The organism is Ferrovum sp. JA12 (assembly GCF_001431705.1).
Taxonomy (GTDB): Bacteria; Pseudomonadota; Gammaproteobacteria; order Burkholderiales; family Ferrovaceae; genus PN-J185.
In genome coordinates this window covers 115,195-130,499 of sequence record NZ_LJWX01000002.1, presented here as the reverse complement: position 1 = coordinate 130,499, position 15,305 = coordinate 115,195, and the positions used below count along the sequence as shown (strand labels likewise).

The 15,305-nt window shown below is 42.1% G+C and carries 15 protein-coding genes; 5 read left to right on the top strand and 10 right to left on the bottom strand.

The features are described from left to right. The first annotated feature begins 146 nt into the window (after positions 1 to 146). Both FERRO_RS05690 and FERRO_RS05685 read left to right on the top strand, forming a co-directional pair. A complete protein-coding gene (locus FERRO_RS05690; RefSeq protein WP_056929934.1) occupies positions 147 to 806 on the top strand; it encodes a response regulator in 660 nt (219 codons plus the stop codon). After that, entirely contained in the window at positions 803 to 2,161 is a 1,359-nt protein-coding gene (locus FERRO_RS05685; protein WP_056929933.1) for a sensor histidine kinase, read from the top strand. Before FERRO_RS05690 ends, FERRO_RS05685 begins: the two co-directional genes overlap by 4 nt. Before the next feature lie 4 nt (positions 2,162 to 2,165). Here the strand turns inward: FERRO_RS05685 and FERRO_RS05680 are convergent, their stop codons facing one another. The 10 genes from FERRO_RS05680 to purM form a co-directional block, all read right to left on the bottom strand. Next, a complete protein-coding gene (locus FERRO_RS05680; RefSeq protein WP_056929932.1) occupies positions 2,166 to 3,437 on the bottom strand; it encodes a sulfate adenylyltransferase subunit 1 in 1,272 nt (423 codons plus the stop codon). After that, positions 3,438 to 4,343: a sulfate adenylyltransferase subunit CysD gene (gene cysD, locus FERRO_RS05675; RefSeq protein WP_056929931.1), complete on the bottom strand. Its 906-nt coding sequence runs from the start codon at positions 4,341 to 4,343 to the stop codon at positions 3,438 to 3,440. Between the two features lie 23 nt (positions 4,344 to 4,366). Then, complete coding sequence (locus tag FERRO_RS05670) at positions 4,367 to 5,044, bottom strand: phosphoadenylyl-sulfate reductase (RefSeq protein ID WP_056929930.1); 678 nt, start codon at positions 5,042 to 5,044, stop codon at positions 4,367 to 4,369. Positions 5,045 to 5,053: 9 nt separating this feature from the next. Further along, the gene (locus FERRO_RS05665; protein WP_056929929.1) at positions 5,054 to 5,548 is read right to left on the bottom strand and encodes a DUF934 domain-containing protein; all 495 of its coding nucleotides are present in this window, start codon (positions 5,546 to 5,548) and stop codon (positions 5,054 to 5,056) included. Then, positions 5,541 to 7,223: a nitrite/sulfite reductase gene (locus FERRO_RS05660; RefSeq protein ID WP_056929928.1), complete on the bottom strand. Its 1,683-nt coding sequence runs from the start codon at positions 7,221 to 7,223 to the stop codon at positions 5,541 to 5,543. Before FERRO_RS05660 ends, FERRO_RS05665 begins: the two co-directional genes overlap by 8 nt. 105 nt (positions 7,224 to 7,328) lie before the next feature. Then, the gene (locus FERRO_RS05655; RefSeq protein ID WP_056929927.1) at positions 7,329 to 8,510 is read right to left on the bottom strand and encodes a DesA family fatty acid desaturase; all 1,182 of its coding nucleotides are present in this window, start codon (positions 8,508 to 8,510) and stop codon (positions 7,329 to 7,331) included. Between the two features lie 77 nt (positions 8,511 to 8,587). Then, positions 8,588 to 9,841, bottom strand: coding sequence for a mechanosensitive ion channel family protein (locus FERRO_RS05650; protein WP_056929926.1), 1,254 nt, complete (start codon positions 9,839 to 9,841; stop codon positions 8,588 to 8,590). 11 nt (positions 9,842 to 9,852) lie between these two features. Continuing rightward, complete coding sequence (locus tag FERRO_RS05645) at positions 9,853 to 11,103, bottom strand: RsmB/NOP family class I SAM-dependent RNA methyltransferase (protein WP_056929925.1); 1,251 nt, start codon at positions 11,101 to 11,103, stop codon at positions 9,853 to 9,855. After that, positions 11,100 to 11,750, bottom strand: coding sequence for a phosphoribosylglycinamide formyltransferase (gene purN / locus FERRO_RS05640; protein WP_204374773.1), 651 nt, complete (start codon positions 11,748 to 11,750; stop codon positions 11,100 to 11,102). Before purN ends, FERRO_RS05645 begins: the two co-directional genes overlap by 4 nt. A 1-nt stretch (position 11,751) precedes the next feature. After that, positions 11,752 to 12,828, bottom strand: a complete 1,077-nt coding sequence (purM, locus tag FERRO_RS05635; protein ID WP_446718620.1) for a phosphoribosylformylglycinamidine cyclo-ligase — start codon at positions 12,826 to 12,828, stop codon at positions 11,752 to 11,754. A gap of 75 nt (positions 12,829 to 12,903) precedes the next feature. Here purM and FERRO_RS05630 point away from each other — a divergent pair, with 75 nt between their 5' ends. From FERRO_RS05630 to FERRO_RS05620, 3 genes are read left to right on the top strand one after another with little or no spacing between them, the layout of a single operon-like run. Then, positions 12,904 to 13,941, top strand: coding sequence for an AI-2E family transporter (locus FERRO_RS05630; protein ID WP_082601213.1), 1,038 nt, complete (start codon positions 12,904 to 12,906; stop codon positions 13,939 to 13,941). A 12-nt stretch (positions 13,942 to 13,953) separates the two neighbouring features. Continuing rightward, positions 13,954 to 14,634, top strand: coding sequence for a DnaA regulatory inactivator Hda (gene hda / locus FERRO_RS05625; protein ID WP_056929921.1), 681 nt, complete (start codon positions 13,954 to 13,956; stop codon positions 14,632 to 14,634). Next, positions 14,631 to 15,305: a histidinol-phosphatase gene (locus FERRO_RS05620; RefSeq protein ID WP_056929920.1), complete on the top strand. Its 675-nt coding sequence runs from the start codon at positions 14,631 to 14,633 to the stop codon at positions 15,303 to 15,305. The genes hda and FERRO_RS05620 overlap by 4 nt, the downstream gene beginning before the upstream one ends.

The following is a 15,305-nucleotide window of genomic DNA, read 5'->3' as shown; positions in this document are numbered from 1 at the left end:
GAAATATTAAATATTTGTTAAACAATCGCTTTTAAAAAATATAAATATTTTTAAGGTAAATTTAATTATTGGTTTGGTATAACCAATAATTAAAACTATTAAGACTGAGTTTAAATCGCCCTGTAAACCAATAGGAATAAGGTTTTATGAAAGTTTTACTTATTGAAGATGATGCATTGATCGGACAAAATATTGTTAAATCTTTAAAAATATCTCAATTTACGGTGGATTGGTTTAGAGATGGTGAATCGGGTTTACAGGCGTTACACCATTCAGAATATTCTCTTCTGTTGTTAGATATTAATCTGCCAGGACTCTCTGGTTTTGATGTGTTAAAAAACTTAAGGCGTGATAACACTAAATTGCCAATACTTATCCTTTCGGCGAGAGACCGTCTTGATGATCGTGTAGGAGGATTAAATGAGGGAGCTGATGACTATCTCATCAAACCCTTTCATTTGGACGAGTTATTGGCACGTATGCATGCTTTAATAAGACGGCAACACTCCACGGCTACGAATATTTTAAAATATGGATCGTTATCCCTGGATTCTCAAAAGCATACTGTCATCTTTAATGATCAGCCAATTGATTTATCTGGAAAAGAATTTGCTATTTTATACGCCTTATTAGAAAACCCTGACGCAGTCCTCTCAAGAAAAAAGTTAGAAGCAAAAATATATGACTGGAACGATGAGATTGGTAGTAACTCTATCCAAGTCTTTATTCACCATCTTCGAAAAAAATTAGGCGAAGATGCTATACGTAATATTCGCGGTGTTGGATATAAGATTGGAACACTATGAAATCATTACAAACCCGATTACAGTTTGGATTAATTGCGCTGTTGCTAACAGGAATATTTTTTGCGGCGATAAGTGTCTATTACAAAACGCAAAATGAGTTAGCCTTGATGCAAGATAATGCTTTGAAGCAAATTGCTCTGGCTTTTCAATCCACACTACCTTGGCAACATGGTGGGGAAAGTGTCTTACTCAAAAAAAATCAAGAACAAGAGGAGGATAACCAAGAGGACGATGAAAACTTAGAATATATTGGTCAAATTTGGGATGAAAAAGGGTCTCTCATCCTCTCTACAAATAATTCAAAACATATTCCTCTTTTTAACGTTAATGGTTATCGGAGCATAACCACTCAACAGGATAGGCTAAGAGTTTTTGGACTAAATACAGCACACTATCATATAGAAATATGTCAGCCTACTGAGGCTAGAAATATTATTGCCATCAGTGCCGCCAAGAGAGCACTCATGCCATTATTAACAATTGTCCCATTACTAAGCATTACTGTATGGCTATTGATTTACTTTCTCTTTAAGCCCTTAAAAAAGATTTCCGCACAACTTCAGAATCGAGATGTGTTTACTACGGAACCCGTTAGCAGCCAGTTTGTTCCTAAAGAATTAAAACCATTAATTCATTCACTCAATAGTCTTCTTGAGCGATTAAATAATGCCATTCAACAACAACAACAATTAATTGGCGATGCCGCCCATACCTTAAGAACACCTCTCACTGCCTTGACCTTACAAACCGATATTCTTTTACGTGAGTCAACCAGCTCTCCACAAAAAGAATTGATTTACCCTTTGCAAGAGGGCATACAACGTTTAAATCATTCTGTCGATCAATTATTAACCTTTGCTCAACAAGATATTGATAAAGTGGATACAAACCTTGAACTCGTTGCGCTCAAACCTTTAATAAAAAGTATTATTTATGAATTTAATAGCCAAGCTTTAGCACGCTCTATTGATCTTGGCTTAACAGAACGTACAAAGCTATTTGTTATGGGTAATGAAATCTCGCTCAGAACCATGATGGAAAATTTAATTCATAACGCACTTATTTATTGTCCCCCAGGTGCCCGTGTGGACATCTCACTCACAGGTGAAAACAATATGGCCATGATTACTGTCACTGATACGGGGCCTGGTATTGCCTTAGTGGATCGGGAACGAGTCTTTGATCGATTTTATCGGGGTCCCAATCAAAATATTCAAGGCACCGGATTAGGCCTCGCTATTGTTAAACTCATTGTGGAGAAACATCATGGGGAAGTATATCTTACTGACAACCCTGAAGGACAGGGATTGAGGGTAGTGATTGAACTACCCTCAGTCAAGGTTAACAAGCCTTAATCACTTATTCAATCATTCCTGCTGCCACAGTATCATTGGTGAGTTCATCAATAATGATGAAGGAGCCGTTGGGACGATTACTCTCATAAGAATCCATATTAATGGGCTGCTGAACACGCACTAGCACTTTTACAATATCATTCATGGCAATTTTTTCTGTGGGAACATGAATAGAATGATTAATATCTAATTTATATTCTAGGGCGGCAATTTTTACGGCAACCGTTTGTGTACCATGACGTAATAATAATCGTCTAGTAATATCTAATCCAGAATTAGATAACCAGCAAATTAGTGCTGAAAAACTTTTTTCTGAACGGGGTGGATGGTCTTTTTCTGCGATCATGTCACCGCGAGAAATATCCACCTGTTCATTTAAAGTAATGGTCACTGATTGACCAGCAATAGCGCTATTAATCGCTCCATCATAAGTATCAATACTGGTAATTTGGGTATTCACCCCTGATGGCAAGACCACGACCTCATCACCCACGGACACCTTTCCTGACTCAACACGTCCGAGATAAAGACGTCTTTCATTGAGCTCATTATTATTTCTAACACGATGCACCAGTTGCACAGGGAAGCGAAAAGGAGCATGTTGAATATTCTCGTCAACTCTTACGCTCTCCAGCACGTCAATCAGTGTTTTCCCCTGATACCAAGGTAATGATTCACCTCGATCTACCACCATATCGCCTTGTAAAGCACTCATGGGAACAGCAATAATGTCGTCAAAGCCCATGGGGTTGGCAAAACTTAAAAACTCTTGATGTAGCTGGTTAAAGACTTTTTCATCAAAATTCACTAAATCCATTTTATTAACAGCGAGGATTATTTGCCGAATACCCAGTAAGCGCACAATATGAGTATGACGACGAGTTTGAGGCAATACTCCCTTACGTACATCCATCAAAATAATCGCTACATCAGCAGTGCTAGCTCCTGTCACCATATTTCGAGTGTATTGTTCATGCCCAGGGGTATCAGCAATGATAAAACGGCGTTTTGGGGTACTAAAGTAGCGATAAGCAACATCAATGGTAATCCCCTGTTCTCGCTCAGCTTGAAGACCATCGGTTAACAGAGCCAAGTCCGTCTCCGACATGCCACGGCGCTGTGAGGTGGCACTGAGGGCTGCTAACTGATCTTCAAAAATCGCCTTGCTATCAAAGAGTAATCGACCAATTAATGTACTCTTACCGTCATCAACGGATCCGCAAGTAATAAATCTTAGTAATTCTGTATGTTGTTCCATTGGTAGATGTTGATCCATTTAAAAATATCCCTGTTTCTTTCTGAGCTCCATGGATGCTTCAGAGGTTTGATCATCCATTCTGGTAGCTCCTCTCTCGGTTACGGAGGTGACGGCGGTTTCTGCAATAATAGCTTGTACGTCCTTAGCCTCTGAAGCCACTGGACAAGTACAGGTAATGTCTCCTACTGTCCTAAAACGAACCCATAACTCCTCCACCACTTCCTCTGGACGAGGGGGCGTGAGATCGGTCACTGGAACTAGCTGAATACCTCGTCTCACCACGGAGCGACGATGAGCATAATAAATATCGGGCACAGCGAGATTTTCTCTAGCGATATAGCTCCATACATCTAATTCAGTCCAATTACTAATAGGAAAGACACGCATGTTCTCGCCAGGGTGAACTCGGGCGTTATAAAGACTCCAAATTTCTGGACGTTGGTTCTTGGGGTCCCAAGTACCAAACTCATCTCTGAAAGAAAAAATTCTCTCTTTTGCTCGCGCTTTTTCTTCATCCCGACGAGCTCCGCCAATACAGGCATCAAATTGAAACTCATTAATCGTATCCACTAGCGTGACGGCTTGCAACGCATTACGACTATCGTTTTCTGTTTTAATTCGTGCACGACCCTGTTTAATCGATTCCTCTACACTGCGCACAATGAGCTTTTCGTTCAACTCTTTGACTCGGCGATCACGAAATGCAATCACCTCAGTAAAATTGTGTCCTGTATCAATATGAACTAGAGGAAAAGGGAAAGCTAAAGGTCTAAAGGCTTTTTCTGCTATACGTAGCAACACAATGGAATCTTTTCCACCGGAAAACAATAATGCAGGATTTTTAGATTGCGCAGCCACTTCACGCATAATGTGAATCGCTTCACTTTCTAATCGATCTAAATGATTTAATGCCGACACGTCCACCTCACTATAAAAACTGTATTAAACTATTGTTGGGCAATATGTAAACCACATTCTTTGGTTTCAGGATGCTCCCACCACCAGCGCCCCGAGCGTTCAGTCTCCCCCTCACGCACAGCTCTTGTACAAGGCTCGCATCCAATACTAGGATATCCTTGATCATGGAGAGCATTATAAGGCACATGATGGTCACGCACATATTGCCACACTTCATCCCGTGACCAATCTAACAGAGGATTATATTTAATCAAACCATGATCGCTATCCCAAGCACTCTTCTCTAACTGTTGCCTGGTCAGAGACTGCTCTCGACGCAATCCAGTTATCCACGCTTCCTGCCCTTCAAGCGCTCTTGCTAGGGGCGAGACTTTACGCACCCTACAGCAAGCTTTACGGGCGTCGATACTCTGATAAAAACCATTCGTCCCCTGCTCCTCAATCAGTTTTTCCAAGTTGCTGGCCTCAGGAACATATACCTTAATAGAGAGTTGATATTGCTCTCTGACACGAGACAATAAACGATGTGTGGCCTCGGGAAGGCGGCCAGTATCTAAGGTAAAAATACTAATGGGTATTTTCTGTTGAGCAATAATATGGGTAAGGAGCATGTCCTCCACACCCAAACTGCTCGCTAATACTACTTTTTTATACTGCTCACAAATAGACTGTAATTCATCTATCAGAAGCTGATCACGTTGTCCCATAGTCAATCCTTATGCCGTTTGTAAGCGTCGACGAAATAATGGAATTTCATCGACGGCTCCCTGGTAGCTTTCTGAAAACACTTTAAACCCTTGCAGAGCATGTTCCAGGGTTTCGCTCTCTTTAACCAAGAAAGAGTTAAAACCACAGCGTTTCAAATAAAAAACGGTATCTTTAAACACATCACCGCTCGCTCTCAGAACCCCTTGGAAGTGATAAGCCTCACGTAATAATCGAGCCAACGAGTGACCGCGTCCATCTGTAAAATGCTGATAATGAATATCAATCAACTCAAACTTGGCCATCACCGGCAAAAAAACAGATAAATCCTGGTCCGTACCCATGCGAACTCCTAGATGCCCTGAAAAACCATCAAAAGCTTTTTGTTCGGCAAAATAGAGATCCAGAGGAGTAATCACGTGGGTTACGTGTTGTAATTCATCCGGGCTTGTGATGAGATGAAAGGGGTCATCACTGATCACTTCATTTAAAATTTGTTTAGCCATCTACCACCTCATCAGCGACTTCCTTGCGCCCATAGACTGCTGTCTTAAATGGTTCAATACCTAGTCGCTCAACCACGTCCACAAAGCGCTCCTCTGGATTGACTCTGGCCTGCAAATAGACTGTGATGAGCGTTTCGATCACTTGAGGGACATCTTCTTGTTTCAAGGATGGACCAATTACTTTACCCAAGCGAGCCGGTGCCTGAGATCCACCAATGGTAATTTGATAGAACTCCTCACCGTGTTTATCAACACCTAGGATACCTATGTGCCCCACATGATGATGACCGCATGCATTCATGCAACCAGAAATATTTAGATCTAACTCACCAATATCGTACAAATAATCTAAATCAGAAAACTGCTGTTGTATAGCTTGTGCCACAGGAATTGACCTAGCATTGGCAAGGGAGCAATAATCTCCACCAGGGCAAGAGATAATGTCTGAGAGCAGGCCAATATTAGCGGTGGTAAGACCCAATGCACGTAACTCTTCATACACACTTATCAATTCTGTATTTGGCACGTCTGGCAGGATTAAGTTTTGCTCGTGACTGACTCGCACTTCACCAAAACCTACACGCTCAGCAATTTCCGCCACCTTTTCCATTTGCTCTGCACTCATATCTCCCGGTGCTTGCCCTAAGGCTTTTAGAGAAACGGTAATCGCTTTATAACCCTGTTGCTTATGTGGAAAAACATTTCGCTCGTACCATGGTTTGACATGGGGTTGACGCACAAATGCTTCCACATCAGCGGGCAACTCTGCATTCAAAGTCTGATAAGGTTTTTTAGGGATACGCTGTTCGATACGTTTGATTTCTTCGTCAATTAATGTAGTAGGTCCATCTTTTAATCTTAACCATTCCTCTTCTACTGCCAAACTAAACTTCTCTGGCGTCATCGCCTTAACCAAAATTTTAATACGTGCTTTAAATTTGTTATCTCGTCTTCCGTAGCGATTGTAAACACGCAAAATGGCATCAAGATAACTGAGCAAATGTTTTTCTGGTAAAAACTCTCGAATAACAACGCCAATCATAGGCGTTCTTCCAAGACCGCCACCCACGATAACCCGAAAACCCAGTTCATGATTACTATCGCGGACAGCATGTAAACCAATGTCATGCACCATGGTGGCAGCCCGATCCTGAAGAGCACCATTAACGGCAATCTTAAATTTTCTTGGTAAAAAGGCAAATTCAGGATGAAAAGTGGACCATTGACGTATCAGTTCACAATAAACGCGGGGATCAATAATTTCATCATAGGCAACACCTGCGAAATGATCAGCGGTAGTATTGCGCACACAGTTACCACTGGTTTGAATAGAATGCATCTGTACCGCCGCCAAATCAGACAGAATATCTGGCACATCAGCCAGTTTTGGCCAATTAAACTGAATATTTTGACGGGTTGTAAAATGTCCAGTTCCGCGATCGTAGGTTCGCGCTATATGGGCCAATTGTTTCAATTGCTGACTAGAGAGAACACCATAGGGAATGGCAACTCTCAACATGGGTGCATGACGCTGAATGTATAGCCCATTTTGCAAACGCAGTGGCCTAAACTCGTCTTCAGTGAGTTTCCCATCTAAAAAACGCAAGGTTTGATCACGGAATTGAGCGACTCTTTCATTAACAATTTGCTGATCTATTTCGTCGTAAATATACATAAAAAAATAGGTGGATCCATGTGTAAGATTCACCTATTCTAAACGAAACTTATATACTTAATTAAACTAAAAAATTAAGTAGTAATAACTTTTTGTTATAAAAAATTAAACATACGCTTTCAGTGTATGAGAAAACTTTTCTAACGCAATGATTCCACTGCTTTCCGCTTTGTCACACCAAGCTCTCAGGTCATTTACCAACTGATCTTTGTTGGCATTGGTTTTTGTCCACAGAGCCGCTAATTCGTCGCGCATAGTGATCACTGTTTGCAGGCATTTACTTTCCGCCATAACTGTCGATAACACTTGGCGATCTTGCTCTTTGAGTTTATCACTGTCACGATGTAACCATCGGTTAACCATAGCCAACATTTCACTTCTCTTGGGCAACCCATGTCCTATCTTCAGATGATTCAACTCTTGAGAACAGGTTTTAGATAGCTCAGCTGAGTAACGGGCGATCACATCATATCGGTTACGAATAATAGCTTGTAGGGTAGCCTCATCACAGCTTGATTTTTTTCTATCAAAGCTGACGGTAGGAGCAACATTTTTAACTTTAGCTTGCCCTAACATTTCAAGGATACGAATATACATCCAGCCAATATCAAACTCATACCAACGATTGGATAGCTTTGCTGACGTAGCAAAAGTGTGGTGGTTGTTGTGTAACTCTTCACCGCCAATAATAATACCCCACGGGAAAATATTAGTGCTGGCATCGCGACACTCGTAGTTACGGTAACCCCAGAAGTGACCCAAACCATTCACAACACCTGCTGCCCAAAAAGGAATCCACAGCATTTGTACTAACCAAATCAACATACCAGGGATGACTCCAAACAAGGACATGTTAACTAAAGCCATAATGGTTACCCCTAAACGACTGTGTTTAGAGTACACGTGACGCTCCATCCAGTCATCGGGGGTGCCGTGACCATAGCGCTCCATTGTGGTTTTATTTCTACTTTCCTTCACATACAGGGCAACGCCACCCCATAGTACTTTATTAATACCCAGAATTTGCGGGCTGTGGGGATCTTCAACGGTTTCGCATTTAGCATGATGCTTACGATGGATGGCCGCCCATTCTTTAGTGACCATGCCTGTAGTTAACCACAACCAAAAACGAAAGAAATGACTGGCAACAGGGCCGAGTTCAAGGGCACGGTGCGCCTGATGACGATGTAAGAATATAGTAACACCCGCGATGGTAATGTGTGTTAGCACTAACGCAACAATAACATCTTGCCACCATGAAAAATGTGAGAATCCAGAAAGCCACATACATTTACCGCCTGTAAAATTATTATAATTTTATTATAGCAAAAATACACATTTTACTCAATGACTTACCCATGACATCAGGGTAATGGTGTACTACCACGAACAGGGTCAACAACCACCATTTGTATGCCTGACTCACTTAAAGCTGAATAAATACCCGTTAATAACTGACTACGTATCTGATTTTCTGGTAATTTAGCATCGCTAATCCAATATTCCAATAACAGCTCTAAACCATGGGGGCCTAACTGCGTCAATTGAAGCGCAGGTTCCGGTACAGGCATAATTTGTGGCTGTTTCTTCGTTACCCCTTCGACCAAGGCCTTCACTTTAGCGAAGTCAGTACCGTATAACACTTGCAGTTTAGCCGTTCTGTATAACCCTCCCCCTCCTTGTGTATGATTAATTAGTGATTGGGTCATGAAGGTTTCATTAGGTAAAACATACAAAGTTCCATCACCGCCTTTTAAGGTGGTACAACGTGCTTCCAGCTTTAGTACTTCACCCTGCTTGCCATCAATAGTAATGATGTCACCAAGGCGAACAGATCGATCGGCAAGAATAATAAAACCACTGACGTAATTACTGGCAATTTTTTGTAATCCAAAACCCAGCCCCACACCTAAAGTTCCACCCAACACCGACAAAAATGTGGAGTCAATGCCTACCATGGGCAGAGTTAGGATAACAGCGAAAAACAAAACCAACCCTTTTAATAACTTGATGGCAATGGCCTTAGCGTTATTGTCCAAGGATTGAGTACGCATAACTTGACGTTCAATGGTTGCACCAAACCATAGTGCAAGAGTAATCATTATCGAGAACACCAGTATGGCCTGAACAACCTGCAATAAGGAGATAGTGCTCCCACCAACCGGAAAAGTAATGTCCCTTAAAATATCAAGTAAAGGAACCAATAACCCGGTAATGTGAAGCGCAAAGCCAATCCATACCAAACGCACAAAAACAGTTTGCAAACTCAGCATACGTGCTGACATGGTAAAAACATGTTTTAGGATATAAACACCAATTCGCGCCAAACCCAAAGCTAAGGTTAAGGCTAATGCCATGTGGACAATAGGTGCCGGGCGACCCTGGGAGAAAAAACGGGTAAAAAGATCAAGAGTGACAGTGGCTACCAGCGCAAAAACAATCCCCCTTAAATCTTCTTGGTAACGATTACCGAGAGTCTGTCTTGCAAGGACAGTTGAAGCCCCAAAGGCAATAATTAAGGAGGCAAAAATAACAGGCATCTGCCACAGATGCTTGGTTTGAAATAAGGCCTGAAAAAATTCCACTAAAGTAATGCCATAATCACTGACATCGCTCATCCAAATACTCCCTAATTCATTTTACGTTGCCACATGGCAGCAAAAAAACCATCGGTACCCTGTTGATGGGGTAAACACTGTAAAAAATGTCCGCTTGTCATGCCCAACTCTGGAAGATTCACTTCTGTTAATTCAAAGTCCTGATGTTTTTCAGAGAACCACTGTACCTGCCCTTCATTTTCTTCTGGCAATATACTACAGGTTGCATACATGAGCAGCCCACCTGGCTTCACACATTGCGCAGCGGACTCTAATATGGCTCTTTGCTTTACCACCAATTCATCAATACCCTCTGCGCTTTGACGATACTTCAGGTCAGGGTTACGTCTTAAGGTTCCCAAACCACTACAGGGAGCATCCACCAACACCCGATCCGCTTTACCACGTAAACGTTTTACCCTTTGATCTCGCTCATTTTCAATCAAAACCGGCATAATGTTTGACAAACCCGAGCGTTTTAACCGTGGTTTTAGTTGATCTAAACGCTTAGCCGATACATCAAAAGCGTACACTCTACCCAGATTTTGCATCAGCGTGGCAATCAACAGTGTCTTCCCCCCCGCCCCAGCGCAAAAGTCTATGACTAAATCCCGTCTTTTAGGGGCCAGCATTACACCTAACAACTGACTGCCCTCATCTTGAATCTCAAAGTACCCTTTTTTAAACAGTATTAAATCTTGTAAGGAGGGTCGCCCTTCAAGCCTTAATCCAAAAGGGGAGTGAGGGGTTACGCTGACCTTCAAGCCCATTCCCAGTAACTCGTTCAGAACATCCTCTCGGCTCACTAAAAACGTATTCACACGAATATCAAGGGGTGCCTCATGCATCATTGAACGGCCTAAGGTTAACAAGTCCTGCTCATTATAAATAGGCTTTAGCTTTTCAAGTACCCATTCGGGTAATCCTGTTTGTACTGACAATGACGGGGGCAAACCAGCCGCCTTAACTTCCTTTAACCAGCGAAGCTCTTCTTCTGAACATAGTTTTTCTAAATCTCGCAAACTTCTGCCTTCAATTTTCATATGAAAGAGTAACGCCAAACGTCGAGCGGCGTGCAGAGGAGCGAATGGCGTTAAACTCTCTGCGTGTCGCAGAACACCATACACAGTTTCAACTATATATCGTCGATCATGCCCCCCAATTTTCGACTGCTCACGAAAAAATTGTCTTAATACCGCATCAGCTGGGCGGACAAAGGTCAGCACCTCGTTTAAGGCATCGATTAAGGCTTGAAATTGGTTTAAATGTATGGGGCTTGTCATGAGTTTAAGCTTGGAGCTATTAGGGCCTGCTGCGGGTTGTCAAAGGGCACTATAACCACGGTATGATTATCTCTCCACTGTAAACGTCCTTGGGCCCACCAATTGATAACTCGCGGATAAATGATATGTTCTTCATTTAACACGCGTTGGGCTAAGGAGTTTTCGTCATCTTGAGACAATACAGGAACTGCAGCTTGAGCCACGATGGGTCCAGCATCTAATTCTTCTGTCACAAAATGAACGGTACAACCGTGAACCTTAACACCAGCTTTAAGCGCTCGTTGATGGGTATGTAAGCCTGTAAAGGCGGGTAATAATGATGGGTGGATATTAATTAACCTGTGCTTGAAATGGTTGACGAATAGAGGCGTTAGAATACGCATAAATCCCGCCAACACTACCAATCCAGGGGCATACTCTTCAATCACATCAATTAATTTTTTGTCATAGTCAAGGCGGTTTGGGAATGAACGGTGGTCTAAAAGACGCGTAGCAATCCCCATTTCACGGGCAAAGATCAGCCCCTCCGCCTCGGGCTCGTTACTGATAACGGCAGCTACCGTAACGGGTAGTTGGGCTTCTAGAATGGCTCGCATATTCGAGCCACGACCTGATATCAGAATAACAATCGGTGATTGTTCAGACACGTTAAAGGACTACAGTTGCAGGTTGATTTAACTGACGTAGTTTAATCACCCCTATAGGAGAAGCTTTGACGTCATACTGCGCGAGATGCGTTAAGGTGGACTGTTGCTCATCGGCGGATACAATGACCACAAAGCCAATACCACAATTGAACACACGATGCATCTCATCTTCCTCAACTTGGCCTATGGTTTTTAGCCAATTAAATACGGCTGGGCGTTGCCATTGACTAGAGTGAATCTCTGCTTGCAACCCCTCTGGTAGTACACGCGGAACATTATCCACCAACCCACCACCTGTTATATGTGCCATCCCCTTAACTGTAACACTATTCATTAAAGACAAAATAGGTTTTACGTAAAGTGCAGTAGGACGCATTAACACATCACCCAAGCTTTGTCCTGGATAATCCTCTGCTGGAAAAGGGCTGTCCCAAGACAGACCAGAGCGTTCAACTATTTTTCTGATCAGGGAATAACCATTAGAATGCGGACCACTAGAAGCCAATCCAATGACCACATCGCCAGCGACAATACTCTTACCGTTGATCAATTTACTTTTTTCAGCTACCCCCACAGCAAAACCAGCAAGATCATACTCACCGTCTGGATACATGCCAGGCATCTCAGCAGTTTCGCCACCAATTAAGGCACAACCTGATTCTTCACAACCCTGAGCAATTCCACCAATGACGCTGCTAGCCGTCTCTACGTCTAAATGACCACAAGCAAAGTAATCAAGAAAAAATAAGGGCTCCGCCCCTTGCACTAAAATATCATTAACACTCATGGCCACTAAATCTATGCCCACACTATTGTGTCGATTTAACTCAAAAGCCAACTTAAGCTTGGTTCCAACACCATCTGTACCCGACACCAACACTGGCTCCACAAAGCGTTTCCCAATTTCAACTAATGCAGCAAAACCACCGATACCGCTAATTACCTCAGGGCGAAGGGTACGCTTTGCCAATGGCTTAATCCTCTCAACCAAGGCATCTCCAGCGTCAATATCTACACCTGCATCACGGTAGGACAAGGGGGAATTTGAACTTTCAGACACAAAACTCTCCAAATTTATAGTCAGACTGAGTGACATCACTGTTTGACCTGTTAGAATAGGTTAATTATGATTCGTTTGATTATTTTAACCTAAATGGCACGAAATAACCCTTTTTCTGCATCTACCCCTTGGGGCTTGGTGGCAATCTTATTTGTTTTATGGCTAATATACTCACTTTCAGCCATATTGATGCCCTTTGCTGCAGCCATTTTGCTGACCTACTTATTTTTTCCCGTGGTGCGTTTTTTAGAAAATATAAGAATACCAAGAGTGCTAAGTACTTTTATTGTACTCAGTATTTTATTAGGGTTTTTGAGCCTAATCCTCCTTGTGGTGTTACCTCTCTTGTTCCATGAAATCAATCAGCTTATTCAACAATTGCCTACGATTGTGGATAGACTAAAACAAGGACCGTTACCGGATATCCCGAACTTAACCTCAGACAATCCTTGGCTTGATATCTCGAAAATAAGAACTAACGTGCTGGACTATCTCCATTCTTCAAATAGTCACGTTGATAAATTGGTTCAATCGGCCACACACGGCAGCGCCATTCTTATCGAGTCATTATTAAGTTTATTGCTTATCCCTGTGGTATTTTTTTACCTCACCAAAGATTGGGAAAAAGTGGTGGTTTTTTTACTCACCCTCTTCCCAGCCAATCAGCAAGAAAGAGTCACACTCATCGCTAAGGAAATCGATAAGGTTCTTGGACAGTACCTGCGTGGTCAGTTATTAGTCATGCTTATAATGGCATTATTTTATAGCGTTGGTTTGTCGGTTGTGCACTTATCAGCAGGCTATGCGCTTGGATTGTTAACAGGCACCCTAGTTTTTATTCCCTATCTTGGTGTGTTTACAGGTTTTTTATTAGCCTTAATTGCAAGTATCGCTCAAGACCCAAGCTTTTCCCTTACCTCTTCCATTATTATGGTGTTTATTATTGGTCACGTCATAGAAGCTTGGCTTGTGACCCCAAGGGTGGTGGGAGAGAGGATTGGTTTACATCCTGTTATGGTTATTTTTTCCTTACTAGCTTTTGGTCGGTTATTGGGTTTTTTTGGTATCTTAATTGCACTACCCATGGCAGCTAGCGTCAAAATCATCCTCAAACATCTTCGATCAGATTAAATCAATCCTACAATGCGTCAATTGGTCCTTGAAATACCCCCTCTTCATCAACCGAGTTTTGATAATTTCGTTATCGGTAAAAACCATGAAAACATTCTCCTATTAAAGAACTGGACTCAAAGGATTGGGGATCCTTTAGTGTATCTTTGGGGAGAGAGTGGCAGCGGTAAAAGTCATTTATTAACGGCTCTTAAGGAACTGTTAACACAACACCAACACAACATAGAGTTTATTGCCGCCACACCAGAAACCATCCTTAAGGAGTCACAATCTCCTTTTCTGCTGATAGATGATGTACAACGCTTAAGTAGCGAGGGGGCAGTGAGTTTATTTAATCGTTTTAATGAAAGACGAGAAGAAGGGTTGCGCCTATTAGTCAGTGGTGATGCTCCACCCCATCAATTATCCCTATTACCCGATTTAAGTACCCGACTCAGTTGGGGCCTAGTACTCCGCTTACATGCCTTAAGTGACGAAAATAAAGTGGAAGCCTTACAAAAACATGCGATTAACTTAGGATTTCATCTGTCTAACGAACTTGCCCAATACTTATTACAGCGCTGGCAAAGAGATATTCGCTCCTTGCTACAAGTTCTCGAGGAACTCAATCGTTGGTCGCTGTCTTTACATAAACCGATTACAATGCCCTTAGTACGTGATGCATTAAACAATTTAAAAGAGCTCTCAGTATGACTAACAAGCGTTTAGTATTATTTGATTTAGATAACACCTTATTAAGTGGCGACAGTGATTTTGAGTGGGGGTTATTCCTAGCCAGTAAAGGGGTTCATGACCGCAGTACCTATGAAGCTAAAAATCTGGCTTTCTATGAGGATTATCGGTCTGGTCGTTTGGATATTGATGTTTTCTTAGACTTCCAATTAAGCCCTTTAGCGCGCTATAGTCGACAACAACTCAATCTTTGGCACAGAGAATTTCTTGAAACTCGAATCACTCCGTTGATCACCGACAAAGCTAAAGCCATTATTGCCACTGAAAAAGAAAAAGCCAGTTTAATGGCCATCGTGACTGCCACCAACAGCTTTGTGACAAGGCCCATAGCCAACTTGCTAACGATCGAACACTTGGTCGCCACTGAACCTGAAGTACTCGATAATGGCGAATACTCAGGTAAAATATTAGGCATTCCTTGTTTTCAAGCGGGTAAAATCACTAAAGTTACACAATGGTTACACTCGTTAAACCAAAGTTGGGATGAATATAACGATACCGTTTTCTACTCCGACTCTCTTAATGACCTGCCTTTACTCGAAAAAGTCAGTTGCCCTATAGCCGTAGATCCTGACGAAACGCTGTTAGCTCATGCGCAATATCGAGGATGGCAGATTATTTCATTACGTTAA